The sequence below is a fragment of the Nocardioides zeicaulis genome, from assembly GCF_042432345.1.
Taxonomy (GTDB): domain Bacteria; phylum Actinomycetota; class Actinomycetes; order Propionibacteriales; family Nocardioidaceae; genus Nocardioides; species Nocardioides zeicaulis.
In genome coordinates this window covers 1164699-1188120 of sequence record NZ_JBHLXH010000001.1, presented here as the reverse complement: position 1 = coordinate 1188120, position 23422 = coordinate 1164699, and the positions used below count along the sequence as shown (strand labels likewise).

19 protein-coding genes are annotated in these 23422 nt (G+C 74.7%); 8 read left to right on the top strand and 11 right to left on the bottom strand.

The window, feature by feature from the left end:
• Together ACFFJG_RS05910 and ACFFJG_RS05905 are read left to right on the top strand one after the other, a co-directional pair.
• A partial coding sequence (locus ACFFJG_RS05910; RefSeq protein ID WP_378517672.1) for a hypothetical protein occupies nucleotides 1–885 on the top strand: 885 nt, incomplete at its 5' end.
• Nucleotides 886–1225: 340 nt separating this feature from the next.
• Nucleotides 1226–2266 (top strand): hypothetical protein, encoded by a 1041-nt coding sequence (locus ACFFJG_RS05905; protein WP_378517671.1) that lies wholly within the window; start codon nucleotides 1226–1228, stop codon nucleotides 2264–2266.
• Nucleotides 2267–2303: 37 nt separating this feature from the next.
• On the opposite strand, the gene ACFFJG_RS05900 is transcribed toward ACFFJG_RS05905, so the two are convergent.
• From ACFFJG_RS05900 to ACFFJG_RS05860, 9 genes are all read right to left on the bottom strand, one after another.
• On the bottom strand, nucleotides 2304–3512 hold the full coding sequence (locus tag ACFFJG_RS05900; protein ID WP_378517670.1) for a hypothetical protein: 1209 nt from the start codon (nucleotides 3510–3512) through the stop codon (nucleotides 2304–2306).
• A 169-nt stretch (nucleotides 3513–3681) separates the two neighbouring features.
• On the bottom strand, nucleotides 3682–6744 hold the full coding sequence (locus tag ACFFJG_RS05895; protein ID WP_378517669.1) for a lamin tail domain-containing protein: 3063 nt from the start codon (nucleotides 6742–6744) through the stop codon (nucleotides 3682–3684).
• Nucleotides 6741–8435 (bottom strand): flippase, encoded by a 1695-nt coding sequence (locus tag ACFFJG_RS05890; RefSeq protein ID WP_378517668.1) that lies wholly within the window; start codon nucleotides 8433–8435, stop codon nucleotides 6741–6743. Before ACFFJG_RS05890 ends, ACFFJG_RS05895 begins: the two co-directional genes overlap by 4 nt.
• The gene (locus tag ACFFJG_RS05885) at nucleotides 8432–10069 is read right to left on the bottom strand and encodes a Wzz/FepE/Etk N-terminal domain-containing protein (protein ID WP_378517667.1); all 1638 of its coding nucleotides are present in this window, start codon (nucleotides 10067–10069) and stop codon (nucleotides 8432–8434) included. The genes ACFFJG_RS05890 and ACFFJG_RS05885 overlap by 4 nt, the downstream gene beginning before the upstream one ends.
• Complete coding sequence (locus ACFFJG_RS05880) at nucleotides 10059–10895, bottom strand: hypothetical protein (RefSeq protein WP_378517666.1); 837 nt, start codon at nucleotides 10893–10895, stop codon at nucleotides 10059–10061. The genes ACFFJG_RS05885 and ACFFJG_RS05880 overlap by 11 nt, the downstream gene beginning before the upstream one ends.
• The gene (locus ACFFJG_RS05875; protein WP_378517665.1) at nucleotides 10886–11752 is read right to left on the bottom strand and encodes a sulfotransferase family protein; all 867 of its coding nucleotides are present in this window, start codon (nucleotides 11750–11752) and stop codon (nucleotides 10886–10888) included. The genes ACFFJG_RS05880 and ACFFJG_RS05875 overlap by 10 nt, the downstream gene beginning before the upstream one ends.
• Nucleotides 11749–12978 carry a hypothetical protein gene (locus ACFFJG_RS05870; RefSeq protein ID WP_378517664.1) on the bottom strand — a complete coding sequence of 410 codons (1230 nt, stop codon included), beginning with the start codon at nucleotides 12976–12978 and terminating at the stop codon, nucleotides 11749–11751. Before ACFFJG_RS05870 ends, ACFFJG_RS05875 begins: the two co-directional genes overlap by 4 nt.
• Complete coding sequence (locus ACFFJG_RS05865; RefSeq protein ID WP_378517663.1) at nucleotides 12975–14396, bottom strand: hypothetical protein; 1422 nt, start codon at nucleotides 14394–14396, stop codon at nucleotides 12975–12977. The genes ACFFJG_RS05870 and ACFFJG_RS05865 overlap by 4 nt, the downstream gene beginning before the upstream one ends.
• A complete protein-coding gene (locus tag ACFFJG_RS05860) occupies nucleotides 14393–15361 on the bottom strand; it encodes a sulfotransferase (protein WP_378517662.1) in 969 nt (322 codons plus the stop codon). Before ACFFJG_RS05860 ends, ACFFJG_RS05865 begins: the two co-directional genes overlap by 4 nt.
• A gap of 169 nt (nucleotides 15362–15530) precedes the next feature.
• On the opposite strand from ACFFJG_RS05860, the gene ACFFJG_RS05855 reads away from it, so the two are divergent.
• Nucleotides 15531–16331 (top strand): LamG-like jellyroll fold domain-containing protein, encoded by an 801-nt coding sequence (locus ACFFJG_RS05855; RefSeq protein ID WP_378517661.1) that lies wholly within the window; start codon nucleotides 15531–15533, stop codon nucleotides 16329–16331.
• Between the two features lie 20 nt (nucleotides 16332–16351).
• Here the strand turns inward: ACFFJG_RS05855 and ACFFJG_RS05850 are convergent, their stop codons facing one another.
• Entirely contained in the window at nucleotides 16352–17362 is a 1011-nt protein-coding gene (locus ACFFJG_RS05850; protein ID WP_378517660.1) for a glycoside hydrolase family 5 protein, read from the bottom strand.
• Between the two features lie 131 nt (nucleotides 17363–17493).
• On the opposite strand from ACFFJG_RS05850, the gene ACFFJG_RS05845 reads away from it, so the two are divergent.
• Genes ACFFJG_RS05845 through ACFFJG_RS05825 form a run of 5 tightly spaced genes read left to right on the top strand, consistent with a single transcriptional unit; the run spans nucleotide 17494 to nucleotide 21349 of the window.
• Entirely contained in the window at nucleotides 17494–17967 is a 474-nt protein-coding gene (locus ACFFJG_RS05845) for a UDP-N-acetylglucosamine--LPS N-acetylglucosamine transferase (RefSeq protein WP_378517659.1), read from the top strand.
• A complete protein-coding gene (locus ACFFJG_RS05840) occupies nucleotides 17964–18530 on the top strand; it encodes a glycosyltransferase (protein ID WP_378517658.1) in 567 nt (188 codons plus the stop codon). The genes ACFFJG_RS05845 and ACFFJG_RS05840 overlap by 4 nt, the downstream gene beginning before the upstream one ends.
• Before the next feature lie 10 nt (nucleotides 18531–18540).
• Nucleotides 18541–19569 (top strand): sulfotransferase, encoded by a 1029-nt coding sequence (locus ACFFJG_RS05835; RefSeq protein WP_378517657.1) that lies wholly within the window; start codon nucleotides 18541–18543, stop codon nucleotides 19567–19569.
• Nucleotides 19566–20519 carry a glycosyltransferase family 2 protein gene (locus ACFFJG_RS05830; RefSeq protein WP_378517656.1) on the top strand — a complete coding sequence of 318 codons (954 nt, stop codon included), beginning with the start codon at nucleotides 19566–19568 and terminating at the stop codon, nucleotides 20517–20519. Before ACFFJG_RS05835 ends, ACFFJG_RS05830 begins: the two co-directional genes overlap by 4 nt.
• A complete protein-coding gene (locus ACFFJG_RS05825) occupies nucleotides 20516–21349 on the top strand; it encodes a sulfotransferase family protein (RefSeq protein WP_378517655.1) in 834 nt (277 codons plus the stop codon). The genes ACFFJG_RS05830 and ACFFJG_RS05825 overlap by 4 nt, the downstream gene beginning before the upstream one ends.
• Before the next feature lie 490 nt (nucleotides 21350–21839).
• On the opposite strand, the gene ACFFJG_RS05820 is transcribed toward ACFFJG_RS05825, so the two are convergent.
• On the bottom strand, nucleotides 21840–23336 hold the full coding sequence (locus ACFFJG_RS05820; RefSeq protein ID WP_378517654.1) for an exopolysaccharide biosynthesis polyprenyl glycosylphosphotransferase: 1497 nt from the start codon (nucleotides 23334–23336) through the stop codon (nucleotides 21840–21842).
• Nucleotides 23337–23422 lie beyond the last annotated feature (86 nt).

The window sequence follows — 23422 nt, the reverse complement described above, 5'->3', positions numbered from 1 at the left end:
GGCGTCCCCGCCGGCCTGGCCGCACCGACCCGGCGGGAGGGAGGTGGCCAGGGGCGGCGCACCGGCATCCGGAGCATCAGCCGGCTCGGGGTCCCGCTCATCGGCATGAGCGCCCCCGTCGAGGAGTGGGCGTCCAAGCACGCGGCCGTCGGCGACGGCATCGGCGCCCGCCGCATCTTCGCCGACCTCGCCGCCGGCCCGTCCTCCCAGTTCTCCCTCGTCCGCGAGGCACACGCCGCGGGCCAGCTCCCGGTCGTCTCCTACAAGGCCGGCGGCCGGATCGAGGACGTCCTCGCCGGGCGCTTCGACGCCGCCGCTGCGGAGGCCGCCGCGAGGCTGGCGTCCTTCGACAAGCACACGGCCGTCACCTTCTGGCACGAGCCCCACGGCAACATGACGCCCGAGCAGTACGTCGCGGCCAGCATGCGCCTCGTGCCGATCTTCAAGCGCGGCGGTCGCCGGCTCAAGGTCGGCCCGCTGCTCAACGGCTGGCTGCTCGACCGCCAGGCGGACCTCTTCGCCCAGTACGCCCCCGACGCGCTGCTGCGGAAGTGGGACTGGTTCGGCCTCGACACCTACGAGGCCGGCACCATGGACGACCCGGGTGCGGTGAAGCCCGCGTCCCGGATCCCCGCCGCCAAGGCGTTCCTCGCCCAGCGTGGTGTCGACCTGCCGCTCGGCATCGGCGAGTACAACGGTTACTCGGCGCAGTCGATCACCGACACCGGCAACGTCCTCATGGACACCCCCGGCGTGTGGTTCGGCTGCCTCTGGAACACCACCGGCGGCAAGGGCGTCGAGCTCAGCGGTGACCGCCTGTCCGCCTTCCAGGGCACCCTGCAGAAGGCCCGCGCCAGGCGGGCTCGCCGCCGCGGACGCCGCTGAACCCCTCCTGCCGCACGCTGTGCTGACGCCCGTTCACACGCGTGCGACACCGCCTGCGACCCGCGCCGAGACACCGGACGTGACCCCTCCCGGGTCACGTCCGGTGACGTCTCCGGGCCGTCCCACGGACCGGTCCCGGCGACTTGACGCCCTCGTCGGGCTGGGGTGGACTGCCGGTGGTTTGGCGTGAGTCGTCCACCGGCACGGGGGAACTGATCCGTCGGTGGAGGCGTCAAGCCGGCATCCGTCTCGGGATGTCTCGCCCCTCGTCCCCCAGCGGCGTGGTCGGCCGGTGCCCTCGCGCGCCCGGCTGCGTGCCACGCCGACCTCGGAAGGTCCCATGGAACCCCTCTCTCGTCGTCATGTCCTCCAGCTCCTCGGCGCCAGCGGCGCGGGAGTCGCCGGTGCGTCCGCCCTGGTGGCACCCGCCGGCGCCACGACCTGGCGTCCCGCCCCCGGCACCGACCCCGGCGCCGACCCGGGCACCGTCCTCGCGGGCGACCCCGCGACCGACCCCGCGACCGACCCGGGCACGGAGCTCGGCACCGAGCTCGGCACCGACCCCGGCGTCGAGGCCGCCCTGGCCGGGGTCGTCCCGCTCATCGGGATGAGCACCCCGGCCCGCCAGTGGGCGACCCGGTCCGCGGAGGTGGGCGCCGGCCTCGGCGCCCGCCGCATCTTCGCCGACCTGGCCGGCGGACCGACGTCGCAGCTGGCGCTGGTGCGGGCCGCCCACGCCGCCGGCCAGCTGCCGGTCGTGTCCTACAAGGCCGGCGGGTCGATCGCCGACACCCTCGCCGGGCGGTACGACGACGTGGCGGCGGAGGCGGCGGCGCAGCTCGCTGCCCTCGGCAAGCCCACGGCTGTGACCTTCTGGCACGAGCCGCACGGCAACATGACGCCGGCGCAGTACGTCGCCGCCCAGAGGCGGATCGTCCCGATCCTCCAGCGCGGCGGCGCCACGCTGCGGGTGGGCCCGCTCCTCAACGGCTTCCTGCTCGACCGCCAGGTCTCGACGTTCGCCCAGTACGCGCCCGCCGAGCTGCTCGACCTGTGGGACTTCTTCGGCATCGACACCTACGAGTCCGGCACGATGAGCAACCCGGGTGCCGCCAAGCCGGCACCGCGCATCGGCGCCGCGCGGACGTTCCTCACCCAGCGGGGGTTCGCCACGATGCCCCTCGGCGTCGGCGAGTACAACGGCTACAGCGCCCAGACGATCACCGACACCGGCAACGCCCTGCTCGGGACGTCGAACGTCTGGTTCGGGTGCCTGTGGAACAGCACGGGCGGCAAGGGGGTGGCCCTCAGCGGCGACCGGCTGACCGCCTTCCGCGGCACGCTCGCCGCGGCGCGGGTCCGCAGCGGCCGGCGCCGCTGACGCCTCCCCGGAGCCAGAGCCAGAGCCAGGGCCGGGGTCAGGGTCCGGCGACCTCGATGCGTCCGCCGAGGCCCTGGGCCCGCCGGGCCCGGGCCACGGCGAGCGTCTGCTGGAAGGCCACCAGGCGCTCGCCCTCGAGGACGTAGCCCTTGCCCTCGGTGGAGTTCCACATGCACCCGAACCACACGTGGGGGGTGTCCAGGATGGCCTGGCCCGCCGCAGCGATGGTCGCCGCGGAGTAGCCGTTGTACTCGCCGACGCCGAGCGGCATCGTGGCGTGGCCGCGCGAGGCGACGTAGGCCGACAGTGCGGGCAGGCGCTGGGCCGGCTTGGCCGCACCGGGGGCCGCCAGGGTGCCGGACTCGTAGGTGTCGATGCCGAACCAGTCCCACAGCGAGAACAGGTCGTCGGGGCAGAACGAGGAGAACGTGTCGAGCTGGTTGTCCAGCAGCCAGCCGTTGAGCAACGGGCCGACCTTGAGCTGGCCCTGCTTGAAGGCGGGGAGGATCTGGCGGCTCGCGGCGGCGTACTGCTCGCCGGTCATGTCGCCGTAGGGCTCGTGCCAGAAGGTCACGGCCGTGGGCAGCCCGTAGGACGCGAGCCGGGCCGCCGCCTGCTGGGCGACGGCGTTGTAGCGTCCGGCCACCGCGCCGGCGACGTCGCCGCCGACCTTGTAGGAGATGACCGGCAGCATGCCCGCCGCGTGCGCCTCCTCCACGAGCCGGATCTGGCTGTCCGCGCCGTCGGCGAGGTCGGCGAAGATCCGCCGCGCGCCGAGGCCGGGGCCGACCTGCGCGACCCGCTGGCCCCACTGCGGCGCGGGCGCGCTCATCCCGATGAGGGCTGCCGTGAGGGGCACGGGGGTCTCGGTGGTGCCGACCACCTCGTAGGCCTCGTGCCGGCGGAAGACGCGTCCGTCCTTGCGCCGGACCACGACGGTGACCACGCCGCTGCCGGGCTCGGTCGGGCGCGCGGTCCAGACCTGCGAGCGGCGGCGGCGCGAGGCGCGGGTCCAGACCAGGCCGCTGCTGTCCTTCACCCGGATCCGGCGGGGCTGCTCGAGCCGCTCGACGATGGTGAGGGTCAGCAGCTCGCCCGGCGCCACGGTGCTCGCGGACAGCCAGGCACGGACCTTGCGACGCTTGCGCGCGGCCTCGGCCGGCGGCAGGACGCCTCCGGCGATGCCGGCAGCACCGACGGCGGCGCCGGAGAGCCGGAACAGGGATCGACGAGACAGGGACTGCACGAGCTCGGACCTTTCGGGGGACGGTCGAGGGGTCCCCTGCGCCGGGGTGGGGGCGCTCACGCGCCCGGGGGGTGGGGGCGCGCACGAAGGACCGGCAGAACGGTACGGGAGTCTTTACCCGCGGTGTCAAATTTCGGGAAACCCGCTGGTGAGGACTGCGGGAGCGGCGTCAACGCGGCACGACGGCGGCCGAGCGTGCCGAGGGCGCGCCGGTGCCGACGGCGTTGATCGCCACGACCTGGAAGCGGTAGGTGCCCGCAGCGAGGGTGTAGTCGTACTGCTTGACGTTGGGTCCGAGCACCCGGGAGGTCTGGGTGCCCAGCACGGTGGCGTCGGGGTCCGCGGAGCTCATCCGGAGGGCGATCACGCGGTAGCCCGTGATCGCGGACCCGCCGTTGGTGGTGGGCGGGGTCCAGCGGGCGATGGCGCTGAGCGTCCCGCCGGCCGTGCCCTGGGCCGGGGTCCCGATGACGGGCGCGCCGGGCACCGTGGCGGCGCTGGACGGCGTCACGGCGTTGGAGAGCGCGGAGGAGGACCCGGTGCCGACGGCGTTGGTCGCCGCGACCTGCAGGCGGTACGTCGTGCCGTTGGCGAGGCCGGTGACCGTCAGGCTGGTCGCGCCGGCGCCGGTCGGTCGCAGCGCGCCGACCTGGGTGCCGGTGGTGTCGACGACCCGGACCAGGTAGCCGGTGATCGCCGAGCCGCCGTCGTCGGCGGGGGCGGTCCAGGTGAGGGTGGCGCTGGAGCTGCCGGCGGTGGCGGTGCCCACCACCGGCGCGCCGGGGGCGGTGACCACCGGCCCCGTGCTGCGCGGCTCCCCCGGGGTGCCGGAGCCGCTGGAGAGGACCCACGACGCGCCGTCGTCGTTGTCGGCGGCCGGGTCGAGGAGCTCGAGCGACTGCCCGGCGGTGGGCACCGGCCAGCCGGCGCCGCCGTAGGTGACGGTGTCGGCGAGCGAGCCGTCGGCGCGGGTGAGGGTCAGCGTCCCGGCGTCGGGGAGGGAGCCCGCGTAGCGGTCGGCCACGAACACGCCGGTGCCGTAGGCGGTGCGGAAGGAGGGGTCGGAGGCGACGACGGTCAGGGCCGAGCGCGCCGGCACCACGGTGCCGGGCTGGAGGGTCGCGGTCGCGGACCCGCCAAGGCGCCAGCCGGACAGGTCGACGGCCTGGGTGCCGGGGTTGTAGAGCTCCACGAACCCGGCGGTGTCACCGCTGGCGGGGGCGTGCTGGACCTCGTCGATCACGACGGCGGGAGCCGCGGCCTGGGCGGGCGGCACGCGCGAGTCGGTCGCGAAGACGGTGCGGCGGGCGTTGAGGTCGTTCACGAGCCGCTTGCGGAAGGTCGGGTAGTCGACCGGGCTCCCGGGGTAGGGCCACGCGGCGTAGTCGAGGGCGGCCACCGGCTGCGCCGGCCCGAGGCGGGAGTCGTAGAGCGCCTCCATCCGGCCGGGGGCGAGCAGGTCGTCGACGAGCGTCCGCAGCCGGCGGAAGTACATCGCGCGCCACGTGGGGTCGGCCAGCACTGCGCGCATCAGCGCGCTGGTGTTGTCGCCCGGCTCAGCGGGGGTGACGAAGGTGCTCTCGACGTTGCAGCAGCCGTTGCCGAGGGTGTGGTCGAGGTCCCACGGGAGGATCCGCCAGCGACCGGTCACCGAGTCCTGCACGAGGTAGAAGTTCTTCGACGAGGAGTCGTGGTGCTCGACGATGGCGGTGACCGCGGCGTAGTTGATCATCTGCGGCATGTCGGCGTTGGCGAGCAGGTAGCTGCGCTGGGCGGCGCCGGTGAGCCGGACACCGCTGACGAACGCGCTGATCGGGGCGAAGTCGGTCTCGTCAGGCGCCTTCTTGGAGAACTGCGTGGTGATGGAGCGCGTCGAGAAGGCACTGGTCTCGGCCTCGAAGAACTGGTCGTCGTCGAAGCCCTCGCGCTCGCGCCAGGTGCCGTCGTAGGTCTCCTGGAGGTTGTAGAGGCCCTGGAAGGCGCCGTTGCGCTGCGTGCGCACCGGGAACATGGTGTGGTCGGGGAAGCCGGCGCGGCGGTAGGCGTCCCACGACAGGATCGCGCGGCCGTGCGAGCGGTCGCTCCAGTCGGCCTGCATGTCGATCTCGTCGACCGGCTCGACGAAGAGGCCAGGCAGGTCGAAGTCGTAGCCGGAGGGCGTCTTGAACTTCCAGCTCACCTTCGGGTCGGTCTGCGAGGCGTGGCCCTTGATCCTCATCTCGACGTTGTCGTAGACGCGCCCGTCGTAGGCGATCGCGCCGTAGCGGGTGAGGTCGGCCGTCGGGTTGCTGGTCAGCTGGGTGTAGTCGGTGGGGGAGATGAACCACTCCCACTGCGGGACCGGGCTGCTGATCCCGCTGGGCACCACGACGCCGCGGTAGGTCACGGTGTCGTCGATGCGGGGCGAGCGGGTGGTGGCGACGGCGTTGGTGGCCTCGACGCGGTAGCGCAGGAGGTGTCCGGCCGCGGCGCCCGGGATGCTGGCGGCGTAGGTGTCGCCGCCGGTGCTGGTCATGGGCACGGACTGCTCGGCGGCGAAGTCGGTGCGGTAGCGCAGGGTCGCGCTGGTCTGGCCGGTGACGGTGGCGGTGACGGTGACCGCCTCGCCCGCCGCGGGCGTCGTCGTGCTCGGCGTGACGCCGGTGACGCGCGGGCCCAGGCCCGAGCGACGCACGGAGTTCGCGGCGCCCGGGGTGCGCCCGGACGCGTTGGTGGCGGCCGCCCAGTTGAGCGCGTCGTTGTTGTCGAGGGTGGCGTCGACGAGCTCGAGGGAAGGTCCGGTGCCGTCGGCCTTGACCGGCCAGGGGTCGGCCTCGCCGTAGGCGACGGTGTCGATGGTGGTGCCGGTGGCGTCCTTGAGGGTGATGGTCTCGCCGGAGTTGGAGAGGTTGCCGCCGTAGACGGCGTCGGGCGCGAAGCCGTAGGAGGCCTGGAACTGGACGGCGTCCTTGGCGACGACGAGGTACGCGCCGGGGCCGATGCTGGTGCCGGCAGGCAGCGCCAGCGTGATGCCCGAGAAGCTCCAGCCCGACAGGTCCACCGCGGCGGTGCCGGTGTTGAGCAGCTCGAGGTAGTCGTCGCCGTCGAGGTCGGACACGGCGTGGAACATCATCTCGTTGATGACGACGTCGGTCGGGGCCGCCGTCGCGGGGGCGCTGGTCGCGGCCGCGAGGCCGGAGGCTGCCGCTGCCGTCGCGGTCAGCGCCGCCACGAGCCTGCTGGGTGTGGTCATGTGTCCCCCCGGGGTGCGTCGAGGCCCGCCGGCGCGGGGCTCCCCGCAACGTAGGCGGCACTCCCGGTGGCCCTCCAGCCCCCGTTTGGTGAACTCCGCGCGGGGTCGCGCGGCTCGCTCAGGACCCGGCGGGGACCCGGGGCGCGGGCACGCTCACGGCGGCGCAGGGCGGACCGGAACGCCGACAGCCCCAGCACCTCGCGCCACGACCACACGAGCGCGAGGTAGGCCGCGAGGGCCACGGCCGTCAGCGAGGCGTCGGCGACCGGCCCGGGGTCGCGCGCGAGCATGACCAGCCCGACCAGGCCGAAGCACCCGACGGCGGCGGCGCCGACGCTCAGCGCAGGACGGGTGACCGGCCACATGGCGAGCTGACGGCGCACCTGCAGCAGGGGGAGCAGGTTGCGCACCACGATGGCCACCGCCCAGGCCGTCGCCGCGCCGCGGATGCCGTCGAGCGGGATCAGCACGAAGTTGAGGCCCACGTTGACCGCGAGCGCGATCGCGCTGTTGCGCAGGCTCAGCCAGCTGCGCCCGGCCATCAGCAGCACCGAGTCGACCGGCCCGCAGGCGGTCGCGAGCAGCATGGTGAGCGACAGGATGACCACGACCTCCGAGGCCTCGGAGTAGCCCTCGCCGAAGACCTCCATCAGCAGCGGGGCCCAGGCGGCGAGGACGAGGTAGAGCGGCCAGCTCGCGATCATGCTCCAGCGGGTGGCGGCCTGGAAGACCGTGTTGGCGGCGCGGTCCTCGCCCCGGGCGAACAGCGTGCTCATCTGCGGGGAGAGGGCCTGCTGGACCGACTGCACGAAGAGCTGCCCGAGCACGATGAAGCGGCTCGCGGCGGTGTAGAGGGCCGCCTCCGCCGGGCCGGCGAGCGCGGCGACCATGACGATGTCGGAGCGCTTCAACGCCGTCTGGGTGACGCGGGCGATGCCGCGCGCGGCGGTGTAGGACCAGAACTCGTGGGCGATCTCCGACCAGCCGGCGGTGGGTGCGTGCCCGTGGGAGCGGCGGCGGACGAGCCGGGCCAGCCACAGGGAGGAGACCAGCAGCCCCGGCACGTAGGCGAAGGCCCACGCGAGGGCGAGCATCGTCGTGCCGCCCCCGAGGACCCAGGCGAGCAGCACGAGGACGGCCTGCAGCCCGAGCCGCCCGATGTTCTCCACGACGACGGTCGGTCGCATCGACCCGGCGCCGCGGGTGGCGGCGACGACGAGGTCGTGCAGGGCCGCCACGGGCAGGACCAGCGCGAGCACGCGCAGCATCCCGGTCATGGTGCCGGCCTGCTCGTCGCCGACGAGGTGGGGCGCGAGGGTCGGGGCCGCGAGCAGCATCGCGGCACCCACCACGAGGGAGAACACCAGGACCGGCGCCATCGCCACGACGAGCGTGCGCCGGACGTCGCCGGCGCGCCCCGACGCCAGGTGCGTCGGCAGCCAGCGCACCAGGCCGGTGTCGGTGCCGAGGAGCGCGACCGACTCGAGGATCAGGAACGCCGCCGTGGCGGCGAACAGCGTCCCGGCGACCGCCTGGGAGAAGCCGTTGGTGACGATGACGACCAGCGCGACCCCGAAGACCCCGCTGAAGCCGGCGCCGATGACGCTGACGGTGCCGCGCCGGGCCAGCCGCTGGAGCTGGCCGGCGTGCTCGTGGGGCGGGGCGTCCTGCGCCGCGGACGGGGCGCTCACCGGCCCGACCGGGCCTTCGGGTCCTGCGGCGTCGCGGAGGCCCCCTTGGTGCCCTTGACGTCCTTGACGTCCTTGGCTCCCGCGCCGCTCGCGCCCTTCGTGCCGGGCGTCGTGGTCGAGCTCGTGGACGCCTCGGCGTCGCGGGTCGGGCGCGTGCGGTGCTCGAGGTCGCGCGGACCCACCACCAGCGCCACCCGCGGAGCGCCGCTCCGCGCGGCGGCCCGGGCCAGGTCGTCGACCCGGCGGCGGCGGCTGCGTCCGGCCGAGACGACGACGACGCCGAGGTCGGCGGCGCCGAGGTAGGCGTCGCTGTCGGGGGAGTCGGCGTCGGGCACGTGGACGACCACGACGTGGCCCTCCTCGACCAGCGGCGCGAGGATGCCGCGGACCCGCTCGACGCTGAGCAGCTCCCGGCTGTCGGGGCCCATCCCGCCCCCGTCCAGGACGCTGAGCAGCGGCTCGACCGTCGGGCGCAGGACGTCGTGCACGTCGAGCCGCTCGTGGAGCAGCAGCTGGGCCAGCCCGTGCTCCTCCACGGCGACCTCGCCGTCACCGGGGCCCTGCGCAGGCCGGACGAGCACGACGCGGTGACCGGCCCGCGTGAAGCTGCCGGCGAGCGCCTCCGCCGCGCTGGCGTCGATAGTGTCCGGGCTGGTCCCGACCACCGCGAGCACGTCGGGCCGGGGGTCGAGCTCGAGGAGCGTGGCGCGCAGGCGTCGTACGGCGACGTCGACGAGCTCGCGCCGGGCCTCGGGGCGCCGGCGCTGCCAGAGGTGGTGACGGGGCACCGCCGCGGTGACGACCAACCCGGCCTGGCGGACCTCGGCGGCCGAGCGGACCGTGCCCCGCGCCCGCTCGAGCAGCAGGGCCAGCAGGCAGCCGACGACGAGGCCCGCGACGGCGCCGCCGACCGGCGGCACCAGCGTGGTCAGCAGCGGCGCTCCCGCCGGGCGGGAGGCCGGCGAGACGACGGTGCCGGCCGGGGCGGTGAGGTTCTCCAGCGCGGTGCGCTGGGCGCGCAGGTTGACCAGCTCGTTGCGCAGGGCGTCGGCGAGCTCGTTGTTGAACGCCTTCTGCGCGGCGGTGCCCTTCTGCGCGGCGGTCGTGGCCGAGCGGAGGTCCTCCACGGTGCGCACGGTCTGCGTCTCCAGGCGCCCGACGCGCTCGTCCTGCACGGTCTTGAAGCGGGCGTCGCGGTTGGCCAGGTAGGCGCTCGCCACGGCGTCGGTGACCTGACGGGCCAGCTCCGGGTCGTCGGCCGAGAACGAGATCTCGAGGATCTGCGTGCTCGGCGGGACGCTCACCTGCAGGCGCCGGGCCACGCCGGCGACCGTCAGGCCGGTGCTGCGGTCGACCACGGCGCCGAGCACCTCGGTGGAGCGCACCATCTGCGCCTCGGTCTCCAGGCTGGTGTCCTGGTCCTGGCGCACCGAGGACGGGGTCGAGGAGAACGGGTTGCCCACCGACGGGTTGATGAGCACCCGGGTCGTGCTGGTGTAGGTCACCGGGGCCGAGGCGGCGTAGAGCCAGCCCCCGACCGCGCCGAGCACCAGCAGGACCGCTACCAGCGCGACGTGGTGGCGCAGTGCGCGGCCGAACGGCGCGCGGGCCGTGGGCGGGAGGTCATGCGACATGTGCGTTCTCCTCGGGGTGGAACGGGAGGCGTGCCCGGAGACGGTCCGGGAGGTCGGCCGGCAGGCGTCCGCGCAGCCGGTCCGCGGCGGCACCGGCCAGGCACCCGGCGAGCAGGCCGAGGGCTGCCCCGGAGGTCAGCGGGACCTCGGTGTTGGGGTAGACGGCGGCGGCCCGGTCGGGCGCCGGGGCGACGACCTGGCCGGGGGTGGTGCGGGCGTCGCGGACCTCGTCGAGGCGCAGGCGCAGCTCCTGCAGGTCGGCGAACAGGTCGTCGGTCGCAGCGACCACGACGCGCCTGGCCTGCTGGCGCGCGATCAGCGCCTCCTGCGCGAGCACGAGGAAGCGCAGCTGCCGGACCTGGTCGTTGCTCAGCGACCCGAGGGCGTCGCGACGCACGTCGAGGAGGGTGGCGGCGGCCGCGTCGGCCGCGCGGGCCACCCGGTCCGGGTCGGCGCCGGTGACGATGACGTGCAGCACGTGGCTGCCCGCGGAGGCGGTCACCGACAGGTGCTGCTCGGCGTCGGTGGCCGGCACGTGCAGGGCCTCGCCGACGGCCTTCAGCACCGCCGGGCTGCGCAGCAGCTGGGCGTCGGTGTCGATGCTGACCTCCGGCGGAGCGAGCTCGTCGACGGTCGGCATCACGTAGACCGGCACGGGCGTCAGCGCGACCGAGGCGCTGGCGGAGAAGGCGCGGGGCTGCGCGGCCGCCACGGCGGCGCCGGCCAGCAGGCCGACGACGACGAGCCCGAGGAGCAGGGCGGCGTGCCGGCGCACGAAGCGGGCGTAGTCGGACGCCAGCGGCAGCCCCGGGCCGGTCAGCTCCATGCGAGGCGCCGTCCCAGCATGTCGGACAGCGCCGCGTCGTGCGGGGCGAAGTGCGCGCGCAGCCGGGCGCGGGTCTCGGCGGCCATCGGGGCGCTGGGCCGGCCGTTCCAGCGGTCGAACTTCTCCGGCATGACGAGGGGCAGCCCGAGGAAGTCCAGGATGCCGGCGTAGGTCTCCTCGGGGTGCTCGAAGAACGACTCGCTCTCCACCGCGTGCACCTGCTCGCGCGGGAAGTGCTCGCCGATCCGCTCGAGCTGCTCGGCGTAGTGACCGCGCCGGACGTAGGCGTGGTGGCGGTGGCTGGCGCTCTGGTAGAGCGGGTCGGCGAGCATCCGCTCGGCCTGGCCCTCGAGCCGCTCGTCCTCGAGGTCGAGGGCCCGCTCGAACTCCTCGGTCTCGAAGCCGCGCGCGTGCTCGTGCTTGTAGGCCGACCACGCCCGCTCGACGGGGTCGCGCAGCATCGCCAGGACCCGCACGTCGGGCAGGTGCTCGGCCATCCGCGCCGGTGCGCACGGGTGGAACATGTAGTAGCCGCTCGCCTCGAAGGTGATCGGGTCGCCCTCGACGCCGCGGGCGCGGGCCTTGAGCGAGGCGCGGAGCGGGAAGTGCCCCTGGTACCAGTCGAACCCGCGGTGGTAGTTCACGTCGAAGTAGTTGACGCCCTTGTGGAAGTTCGCCGAGTGGATCAGCGGGTGCGACATCAGGGCGCGGAAGAGCGACGTGGTGCCCGCGCGCTGGGCGCCGACGAGGATGAACGTCGGCAGCTGGCGGTGGGTCGAGGTGGCCGAGCCCACGCCGACCGACAGCACCCGGCCGGCGGTCTTGACGGGGTGGGGCATCGAGCGTCGGATGGTCATGGTGCTCCGTTCGTTACGGGTCGGTGCTCGCCCAGCTGGACCTCGAGGAGCGAGGTGATCCAGTCGGTGCGGAGCCGGAGGGCGGGGGTGGCGCCGTGCTCGAGCGCCTCGAGGTAGCGGGTGGCCATGTCGGCCAGGTAGAGCAGGAGGGTGAGCCGGCGTCGCTCGGCCGGCACGCCGAGGGCGGCGAGGCGGCCGTCGACCGAGGCGAGGAAGTCGCGCTCCTGCTGCCCGGCGGCGCGTTGCCCGGGGCGCACGGCCTGGGCGGCGAAGTGCAGCTCGTCGAAGCCGACGGGCACGTGCTGCTCGTGCCGCTCCCAGTCCCACACGTGCAGCACGCCGTCGGTGACGCCCATGTTCCAGTGTCCCCAGTCGCCGTGCCAGCCGCCGAGCTCGACGACGTCGTCGCCGTGCCGCTCGGCGAGCGTCTCCACCGCGTCGAGCACCCGCTCGCCGCGTGCGTCGCCCTCGACGCCCAGGACCCGCCCGAGCAGGCGGGTCAGGTGGTCGCCGGTGGCGACGGTGGTCTGCGTGCGGCCGCCGAGGTCGGCGACCTCGCGGGCAGCGGCGACGCGCTGCGCGGTGCCGGCGCGCGTGCCGGTGGGCAGGGCCGACATCACCAGCACCTCGAGGCCCGACCAGCGACCGTGGTGCAACACCTCCGGCACGACGAACGTCCGGGGCTGCTGCGCCGCGACGGAGACCAGGGCCGCCGCCTCCTGCCGCACGAGGTCGGCGGTGAGGTCGTTGTGGCCGACCTTGGCGTAACCGAGCACGGCGCCGTCGGCGCCGAAGACCTGGAGCACGGGCTTCTGGTTGACCCGCCGGGTGCCGAGCAGGACACCGACCCGCACCTCGGTGCCGAGGCTCTCGGAGAGGTGGCGCTCGATCGAGTCGGCGGCCGGGTCGCCGCCCTGCACCGTGAGCCGCGGCCAGCCGAGCAGCGGGAAGGCGCGGGTGCGCAGCGAGGCCTCCAGCACCCGCCGGGCAGGGCGCGCCAGCCCGGAGCGGGGCCCGCCCAGGCGGCGTACCATCACCGACGAGCCGGGCAGGTCGGCCGGGACGAGCAGGCGCGGACGTCCGACGGTGGGGAAGAGGTAGACGTCGCGGCGCCCCTCCGGAGCGCGACGGCGGCTGCGGGTCACCCGCGGCTCGTCCCAGGGCTCGGGCCACAGCAGCCGCGCGACCTCGGCGGCGTACGTCGTGGACGCGGTCGGGGTGCTCATGCCACCACCTCCGGGGTGCGGGCGGAGGCGTGCGCCTCGGCGGTCTCGGTGTCGTCGGTGTCGTCGCGGTCGTCGCGGCGCAGGTCGGCGCGGGCCATCAGGCCGACGGCGATCATGCTGGTGAACATCGCCGAGCCGAGCGAGTCGTAGACGAAGAAGCAGAGCACCGTGACGATCAGGACGGTGCAGCCGAGCACGTCGACCGGCGCCGGCCCACGCGCGCGGCGCAGGAACTGGTGGGCGAAGAACGCCAGGCACAACAGGGTGCCGACGAACCCGGTCGTGAGCACGAGGCGCCACATGAAGCCCTGCGTGCCGAGCGGGGGAGCGGCGCACTGGTGGCACTGGGCGGTCTCGCCGCCGGCCAGGGAGCTGAAGCTGCCCTGCATGGTGCGGGTCGTGCCGTAGCCGACGAACGGCGAGCCCTGCGCGGTCACCGACACCACCGTCTCGGCGGTGCCGGCGCGGCGGCCGTTGCTGTGCGGCGTCTCCACGCGCAGCACGAGGGTGTCGTAGAGCGGGGAGGACACGAAGATGATGCTCCCGACGAGGAGGCCGGCCACGAGGGCCTGGAGCGCGCGGTAGCGGCCGTTGACCGCGAGCCGGACCGCGGCGTAGACCGCGGCGAAGCCCAGCGAGATCCAGAGCCCCCGGTTGAGCGAGAACGTGATCGGGAAGATCGCGGCCAGCAGGACGAACGGCGCGGCCTTGCGGCGCCAGCCGGCGTCGCGGCCGGTCCAGGCGAGGATGAAGAAGGGCAGGTAGAGCGCGATGTTGTTGCCCCACGCGTTGGAGTAGGGGAACGGCGCGGTCGGGCGCGGCTGGACGTAGCCCAGGAAGTCGCTCGACGACGACAGCGAGGGGTGGACCAGCGTCCGCACGAAGTTCTTCGACGTGAGGCTGTGCGGCAGCACCAGCTCCATCGGCGACTTGAACTCCAGCGTCGGCGCGAGCATCGCCACCACGCCGAAGCAGGTAGTCACCACGAACATGTAGGCCATCAGGCGCACCACGCGCTGGGTCGACAGCTCGCGCGCGGTGTTGACGACGTAGAGCATCGCGATCGTGACCGCGACGTACCAGCCGGCCCACACCATGAAGCCGGCGACGCGACCCAGCCCGCCGCCGGGAACGGTGTCGGGCGCCTGGGCGTGGGTGACCAGCACGCCGATGGCCATCCAGACCAGGAAGAGCAGCCAGAGCGCGAACCCGCGCGGCACGACGAGCGCACCCTTGCGGCGCAGGATGACCGCCATCGCGCCGGCCATGACGAAGAAGATCAGCTGCGCCAGGCCCAGCGCCCACCACAGCGGGAAGCCGAGGTAGAGCACGGCCAGCGGCCAGCCGGGTCCGAGCAGCCGGCGCTCGCGGGCGTGGGCCGCGACGCGGGGCGCGGGGACCAGGGCGGCGACGCTCATCGCGCGGTCCCGGACCCCGACCCCGATCCCGCACGGGCCGCGGCGCTGCCGACGTAGCCGTGGGCGAGGAGCTGGGGGAGCGTGATGGCGGTGACCACGCGGCGCGAGACCGGCGGCAGCGCGGTGTGCCAGGCGTCGTCGAGGTGCAGCTCGATGCGACCGTGCAGGAAGCGGGTGCGGCTGCCGGCGACGCCGTGGCTGGGCCCGAGGTCGACGCTGGTGTCGCCGACGTGGTCGAGGGCACCCGGCCCGGCGGGGAGGCCGACCTCGCGCAGCGCGCGCTCCACCGTGGTGCGGGGCGCGGCGACCAGGTCCTCGTAGCGCACGCGCGTGGCGTGGGCGGCGGCCGACCCGAGGACCGACGACTCGGCCTGGAGCGCGGCCCAGAGGACCGCGAGGCGGTGCGGGGAGTAGGTGCCCATCGACTCGCCGTCGCGCGACTGGGGCTTGCGGATGCCGGACTTGCTCCACGAGCTGGCCACGCCGCGCGGGTCGCGCACCAGGTTGAGCACGCGCAGGTCGAGACCCTCGATGCGGCGCAGCGCGAAGAGCTGGGCGGTCGACTTGCTGGCGTCCACGACCACCTCCGCGCCGGCGACCTCGGCGAGCGCGCGGTAGAGCCGTGCGTGGACGTCGAGGTAGGCGTCGAGCTCGCGCCGCGCCGCCGGCGCCATCGCCCCGGACAGCAGCCGGGGGACGTAGCGCTGGCGCACCACCCGGGGCTGGAGCCGCGACACCTGCTCGGTGACCTCGTCCCAGCCGCCGAAGGCGCGCGCGCCGACCCCGACCCAGAACGGGCACTCGGAGAACGGCGTGCCGCAGCCGCAGCGCTGGTCCTGGCGGGCGACGCGGGAGAACAGCGCGTTCAGCTCGCCGGCGTTGACCCAGCCCGGCTGCGCGCCCAGGACCCGCTCCAGCAGCGTGCTGCCAGACCTGCCCACGCCCACGATGTAGAGGACCTTCATCCCCACGCCCCTTTGTCTTGCGCCCCACCCGGTCCCCCAGGGGGCCGGAGCACTGACGCTAGGCGGCCGACGGGGGTCGTTCGGCCGCCGTCGGCGGGCATCCCCAATTCGGGGTAGCCGGGGTGCGGGGCACGCCCCGGAGGGGTGGCGGATGGTGTGCGCTGGTCCGGTGAGGACCTCCACGCGCACCCCGACGACGATCCCGGCGCTCGTCGCGCTGGCGCTGCTCGCCGTCGGGTGCGGGGCGTCCGGCACCACGACCGGCACCCGCGCGTCGGTCCCGCAGGCGCCCGCGCCCGCGGTCGCGACCGCAGGCGCGGAGCTCTGGCTGTCCTTCGACGACGTGCAGGCCGGCTTCGACGGCTCGCCGGAGTACGGCGACGCCCAGGGCGGGCTGATCACCGGCCGGGTCGTGACCGCCAACGGCGGCGAGGTGCGCGACGTCGCCGGCGGCACCGGCCGCGGCGGGGCGGTGGCGTTCCCGGGCACCTGCACCGACGCCACCGGCTGCCCGCGCGCGCTGGTCGAGGTCCCGACCGACCCGTCGCTCGACCCGGGGGACGCACCCTTCAGCTGGGGCGCCAGCGTCCGGCTCCCCCCGGACGAGACGTCGGCCGGGTCCAACGTCGTGCAGAGCGGCCGCTACGGCTCCGACGGCGACCAGTGGAAGCTCCAGGTCGACGGCGAGGAGGGCCTGCCCAGCTGCATCCTGCGGGCCGAGGGCGAGATCGTGAAGATCCGCTCCAGCACCTCGGTCTCCGACGGCGCCTGGCACCGGGTGGTCTGCCGCCGCGACGCCGACGTGCTGAGCATCGAGGTCGACGGCGACGTGCACCGCAAGCCGGTCGTGACCGGCTCGGTCCACACCGGTCTCCCGGTGCGCATCGGCAGCCCGGGCGTGGGCGACCACGACGACCAGTTCCACGGCGAGATCGACGACGTCGTGATCGACGTCGACCCGCGCCCCTGACCAGACGCCCGTCGCGGCGCTCAGGCCGGGCGGGCCACCCAGTCGGAGGCCAGCTCGGCGGCGAAGGCGGTCTCCATCGCCGGCGTCATCTCCCACGAGCCCTCCGGGGAGTTGAGGCTGGAGTTGAAGTACGACATCGACACGATGCCGTGCTCGCGGGCGTAGGTCGCGGCGTCGCGGATCCACTGCGCCGCCAGGCCCGGGTTGTCCGGGTCCTCGCGGCAGCCGTACTCGCCGATCACCAGCGGCACGCCCTCGAACCAGCCGCGGACCTCGTCCATCTTGCTGCCGAAGCTGCGCCACTCCTTGCGGTTGACCGGTGACCAGGGGTTGTAGACGTCGAGCCCGGCGACGGCCGCCTCGGGGACCAGCCAGCGCCCCGGGTCGACGTCGTGGCGCGAGGGGTCGAAGGTCCAGTGCTGCAGCACCGGCGCGATGACGACGTCGGGGGCCAGGTCGGCCGCCATCCGGATCGCGCGGCGCTGCATCGCGGTGAAGTCGACCGGCATCATGCCGGGCGCGCCCGCGTCGTTCTCCGGCTCGTGGTGCAGCGTGAACAGGACCGTGCCGCCGAGCGCCCCGAGCGGGGCGAGCATCGAGGCCAGCCACGCGTCGCGCCGGCCGGCGCCGACGTCGGCCCAGGTGCCGTCGGCCTTGGTGGACACGTGGGGGAGCCGCCCGTGCGCGAGGTCGTCGCGGCAGCGCGCCACCAGCTGGGCGGCCTCGTTGCGCTGCGGGGTGAAGTAGGAGCGGTTCAGCGCCAGCGGGGTCCCGAGCTCGGCCTCCCACCCGGTGAGCGAGCGGTGGAACGGCACGGACGCGCCGTAGTAGAGCTCGCCGGCGGGCGGCTGTCCGGGGAAGAGGGCCTCGGCGGGTGACGGCGAGGGGGCGCGGGTGCGGGTCGGTTCGGGCGTGACCGTGGCCGGCACGGCCGACGTGGTCCGGCTGCACGAGGACGCGACGGCGGCCACCGCCATCCCGGCACCGAGGCCGAGCAGGCGGCGCCGTCCGATCTCGGTGCCCCAGTCCATGCCTCGACACTAGGTACGTCGCGCCGCCCGCGCGAGCGGCCCCAGCGGGGCGCTGCCTGCATACCCTCAATATGGGGGATCCCCGGACCCGCACCGGGTCGTCCGGGGCGCCGGTGCACCAACCTGACGGCATGGAGCACGAAGCGACGCCACAAGGCCCGGTGCTGATGGTCAGCACCCAGGGCGGCCACCTCGCGCACCTGCTGGCGCTGCGGCCCTGGTGGGAGGGACGCGAGCGGCTGTGGGTGTGCCCGGCCACCCCTGACGTCCTCGACCGGCTCGAGGGCGAGCGGCTGCAGGCCTCCCACCACCCGACGACCCGCAACGTCCCCAACCTGCTGCGCAACACGGTGCTCGCGCTCCACGTCCTGCGCCGCGAGCGGCCCGCGCTCGTGGTCAGCGCGGGCGCCGGCGTCGCGGTGCCGTTCTTCGTGCTCGCGTGGATGATGCGCATCCCGACCGTCTTCATCGAGGTCTACGACCGGGTCGACACCCCGACCATGACGGGGCGCCTGTGCGGCCCCTTCACCACCCGGCGCCTGGTCCAGTGGCAGAGCCAGCTGGAGTTCTACCCTGACGCCCACCTGGTCGGACCGCTGCTGTGAGCGCCCTCGTCCTGGCCCTCGCGGGCACCGACCACCACCCGTTCCCGCGCCTGGTGGAGTGGATGGACGCGGCCGCCGCCCGGCGCCCCGACGTCCGCTTCGTGGTGCAGCACGGCTCCGCGCCCGCCCCGCAGGTCGCCGAGGGCCACCCCTTCCTGGCCCACGACGTCCTCGAGGCCCTGGTGCGCGAGGCGTCCGTCGTGGTCTGCCACGGCGGGCCCGGCACGATCATGGACGCGCGGGCCGCGGGGCACGTCCCGCTCTGCGTCCCGCGCGACCCGCGCCTGGGCGAGCACGTCGACGACCACCAGCAGCGCTTCGCCACGGTGGTGGGAGAGGTCGGCGTCGTCCGCCACGTCACCGACCTGGCCGGCTTCCTCTCCGACGTGGAGGCGACCCTGCTCCTCGGGCCTGCCGGCCTCGCCGGCGACCTCGGTCACCGCGCACGCCAGGAGGCCCTGGCGCTCGCCGCTCGCGAGCTCGACCAGCTCGCCGCCGGACGGCCTCCCCGCATCCCGCGCCCCCGACGGAGCCGGGCGGCGCTGCCGACCGGCGAGCGGTAGGAGCAGGGCGGTGGGGGCACGGTCCGGACGCGTCAGCGTCGTCTACCTCGGCGGCTTCGGCCGTTCCGGCTCGACCCTGGTCGAGCGCGTCCTGGGCGCGGTCCCGGGCTGGGTCAACGTCGGCGAGGTCGTCGACCTCGCCCGCTCGGTCGCCCCGCACGACGAGCTGTGCGGCTGCGGGGAGCGCTTCTCGGTCTGCCCGGTGTGGACCAGCGTCGGCGAGGTCGCGTTCGGCGGCTGGACCGAGGAGGTCCTCGAGCGCATCCGCACCGCCCACCGCGCCGCCGCCCGCCAGCGACACCTGCCGGCCCTGCTGCCGGGGCTGCCGCGCCCGCGGCGCACGTCGGCCCCGTCGGCCGCGCTGGCCTCGCTGCGCGCCGACTACGCCGCGATCTACCGCGCCGTCGCCGAGGTGACCGGCTCGCGGGTGGTCGTCGACGCCTCCAAGGGGCCGGCGCTGGGACAGGCGCTGGCCGGCTCGCCCGACATCGACCTGCGCGTGCTCAACATCGTGCGCGACCCGCGGGCCGTGGCCTGGTCGTGGCAGCGCGAGGTCTCCCGCCCCCACGACGTGGGTGGCGAGGAGCAGATGTGGCGGATCCCGGCGCACCGCGCCGCCGCGCAGTGGAGCGGCCTGCAGCTGGAGATGGCCTCGATCGCGCGCTGGGGCGGCGTACCGACCGCGCGGCTGCGCTACGAGGACTTCGTCGCCCACCCCGTCGCCTCGCTCGTCGACGCGACCACCGCCCTGGGCCTGCCGCTGTCGCCCGAGCAGCTTCCCGCCGTCGACGACGGCGCGATCCTGCTCGAGCCCAGCCACGGCCTGTCCGGCAACCCCTCGCGCTTCCGCTCCGGCGTGGTCCGGCTCCGGCCCGACCAGGCGTGGGCCGAGGAGATGCCCGCCGGGGCGCGGGCGGTCGTGACCGGCCTGACGCTGCCCCTGCTCCTCGACTACGGCTACACCGGCCACCGCTCCCCGCACGCCGCGTCCGCGGCCGTGGCGGCAGCACCGGCCCCGACACGGAGGACCACGACGTGACCGCAGAGCACGCCGCACCCCTGGCCGACCCGACAGCGCCGCTCGTCAGCGTGGTGATCCCCACGCACGGACGCCCCGAGCTGCTGCGCGAGACGCTTGCCACCATCGTCGCCCAGGACTACGAGGGGCCGATGGAGGTGCTCGTCGTCCACGACGGCGAGCCGGAGGACCTCGGCCTCGCCGGGCTCTCGCGTCCGGGCCGCCAGGTCCGCACCACCGTCAACACCCGCGCCCGCGGCCTGTGCGGCGCCCGCAACACCGGGGTCGCCGCCACCCACGGCACCTTCGTCGCCAGCTGCGACGACGACGACCTGTGGGCGCCGGGCAAGGTCCGCAAGCAGGTCGAGCGGCTGCTCGCCGACCCGTCGCTGCTCGTCGTCGGCACCGGCATCCGGCTGCTGATGGGCGGCGAGCGCGGCGACGTGGAGTGGCCGGCGACCGCCGAGCTGGTGAGCCACGAGCGGCTGCTGCAGAACCGCGTCAAGGAGCTGCACAGCTCCAACCTGATGATGCGCCGCGAGGCCTTCGACAGCGTCGGCCCCTACGACGAGGACCTGCCCCACGGCTACGGCGAGGACTACGACTGGCTGCTGCGCGCGAGCCGCGTGGGCCGCGTCGGCGTCGTCCCGGAGACCCTGGCCGACATCCGCAAGGACATCCCGTCGTGGTTCCGCGACCGGTGGGTCAACACCGCGACGGCCCTGGAGTACCTCCTGGCCAAGCACCCCGACTTCGGCGACGACCGGCGCGGGCACGCCCGCATCCTCGGCCAGATCGCCTATGCCCGCGCCAACGCGGGCGAGCGTCGTACGGCCGCCCGCATCGCCGGGCGCGCCCTGCGCCGCCACCCCGCCGTCCCGCACGCGTGGCTCGCCCTCGCGGTCGCCGGGCCGGGGGACCACCAGCGCATGCTCACCATGGCACGCCGATTCGGAAGGGGACTCTCGTGAGCCGGTTGCCGAACTTCCTGTACGTCGGGCCCGACAAGGCGGGGTCCTCGTGGCTGCACGAGACCCTCCTCAGGCACCCCGACGTCTACCTCACGCCGTCGAAGGACCTCTACTTCTTCGACCGCTACCACGATCGCGGGCTCGACTGGTACGCCGCGCAGTTCAAGGACGCGCGCGAGGAGAAGGTCGTCGGCGAGGTCTGCCAGGACTACCTGTTCCACCCGCTCGCCGCCCAGCGCATCCACGACGCGCTCGGCGACGTGAAGGTGATGGTCTCCCTGCGCGACCCGGTCGACCGCGCGTGGTCCTCCTACCTCTACATGCGCAAGCACGGGATCGGCCCCGACACCTTCGCCGAGGCCCTCCGCAGCCGCCCCGAGCTCCTCGAGCACGGGCGCTACGCGACGGGGCTCGACCGATTCCTCGAGCTCTACCCGCGCGACCACGTGCACGTGGCGCTCTTCGACGACCTCGAGGCCGACCCGCAGGGCTTCCTCGACGGCGTCACCGACTTCCTCGACGTCGCGCGCCAGCCGCTCGACGAGAAGGACCGCGAGGCCAAGCTGCCGGCCGCCAAGGCCCGCTCGGTGGTGCTCGCCGCCACGGTCCGCAAGGGCGCCGACTGGGTGCGCGAGCACGACGGCGCCCGCCTGGTCGGCGCGGTCAAGCGCTCACCGCTGGTGCACAAGGTGCTCTACCGGCCCATCGACCGGGCCGCGGTCCGGCCCGACCAGCGCGACGTGCTCACCGTGCGCCGCGAGCTCGACTCCGAGGTGAGCGCGCTGGAGAGCACCTTCGGCCTCCGCCTGCGCGAGTCCTGGGGCTGGTAGCCCCACCCCGACGTCCACGGTGGCGGGCACGCCCCCGATCCGTCACCGTGGCCGACCAGGAGCCCGTCCCCGCCCCGGGACGGGCTCCTCCTCTGTCCGCCCCCGGTGCAGCCGGCGTACCGCCGGGAGGTCCGGCTCTGCGAAGTCCCCGGATGTCCGGGGACTTCGGCGGGACCGCGGAACATCCGAGCCACCAGGTGGCCTCGATCTTCCGCGATGTCCGCCGGCGCCCTGCCTGAGCCACCGCCGGGGTGGCGGTGGCCCAGGCACCTTCTCGGGGCTCGGAACGTGTCTCAGCCACCGCTGGGTGGCGTACGTCGACCTGCCGCCGGGTGGCGGTGGCCCACCCACCTTTTCGGGGCTCGGAACGTGTCTCAGCCACCGCTGGGCGTACGTCGACCTGCCGCCGGGGTGGCGGGCCGACGACTGCGGCCCCCGCTGCCCACGGAGGTGGGCGGCGGGGGCCGCAGCGTGCAGTCGGGGAGGCGGGTCAGTACGCCCCGCGGTGGCCGAGGACGGCGCGGACGGTGCGGACGAGGATCCGCACGTCGAGGCCGAGGGACCAGTTGTCGACGTACTTCAGGTCGAGGCGGACCGACTCGGCCCAGGTCAGGTCGGAGCGGCCGGAGACCTGCCAGAGGCCGGTCACCCCGGGCTTGACGACCAGGCGGCGGCGGGGGTCGACGTCGTACTGCGCGACCTCGCTCGGCAGCGCCGGGCGCGGGCCGACCAGCGACATGTCGCCGCGCACGACGTTCCACAGCTGCGGCAGCTCGTCGAGGGAGTAGCGGCGGAGCTTGGCGCCGAGCCTCGTGATGCGGGGGTCGTCGGCGATCTTGAAGAGCACGCCGTCCTTCTCGTTGGAGGCGGCCAGCCCGATCCGGACGGCCTCGGCGTCGACCCCCATCGAGCGCAGCTTGAGCATCGTGAAGGGGACGCCGTTGCGGCCCACCCGCTCCTGCCGGAACAGCGCCGGACCGGGGGTCTCGAGGCGGATCGCCACGCAGAGCACCGCGAGCAGCGGCAGCGCGAGGAGGAACGCGACGAGCGCGAGGGTGCGCTCGACGACGTCCTTCAGCAGCCGGCGCGGGCCGCTCAGGACCGCCGGGGTGATGTGGAGGACGTCGATGCCCCCGGTGCTGACCACGCGTGTGCGCTGGGGCTCCACGTCGAGCAGACCGGTGCCGAGGTAGAGCTCGGCTCCGACGCCGGCGAGGGCCCAGTGCAGGCGCCTCACCTCGGCGTGGGTCATCCGCGCGCCGGGCAGCACGACGACGGCGTCGGCGCCGTGGCTCTCCGCGACGGCCGAGGAGGAGTCGAAGCCGACGTAGGTCGGCAGGTCGAGGGGCACCTTGGAGGTGCGGGTCAGGCAGGCAGCGACCACCTCGTGGCGGTCGTAGGCCTGGAGCTCGAGCATCGCCTCGCGGACGTCGCGCGGACGTCCGGCGAGGACCAGGCGCGGGCGGCGGCGCACGCCGACGAACAGCGACGGGACCGCGCTCGCGACGCTGAACAGCGCCACCAGCTCGGCCAGCGCGACGAGGTCGTGCGCCATCAGCCACGGCGACGCGGCCAGGGCCAGCACGGCGCCGCGCAGGCCGGTGCCGAGGACCAGCCCGACGCGGGCGATCCGGTCCTGGCCGAGGGGGGAGCGCCGGTAGTGCCCGGCGGAGAACAGCAGCACCGGCCACACGAGTGCGGAGACCAGCGCGAGCTCGACGGCCACGCGGCCGCTCGCGGCGGCACCCACGGCGAGAGCGGAGGCGAGGAGCGCGTCGACCCAGATCGTCCAGCCGGCCGCGGGCCGGCCGCTCGCCGGGGCCAGCAGGTCGCCGCCGAGGACACCGGTCGTGGGGGCGACACCCGTCGGGGGCGCGAGGAGCGGCACGTCCGGCAGCTCGACCTCCACCGACGTCCGCGGCTGCGGGATCGGCGCAGGGCGCAGGCCCTCCACCGGTGCGACCACCCTGACCTGGGCCTGCGTCATTCCATCCCACCCCTCGGAAAACGACCCGGCCGACGACGTCTGCCGCCGGTGCTCCGAGCCTAGGAACGACAGGGCCTGCGGGGCAT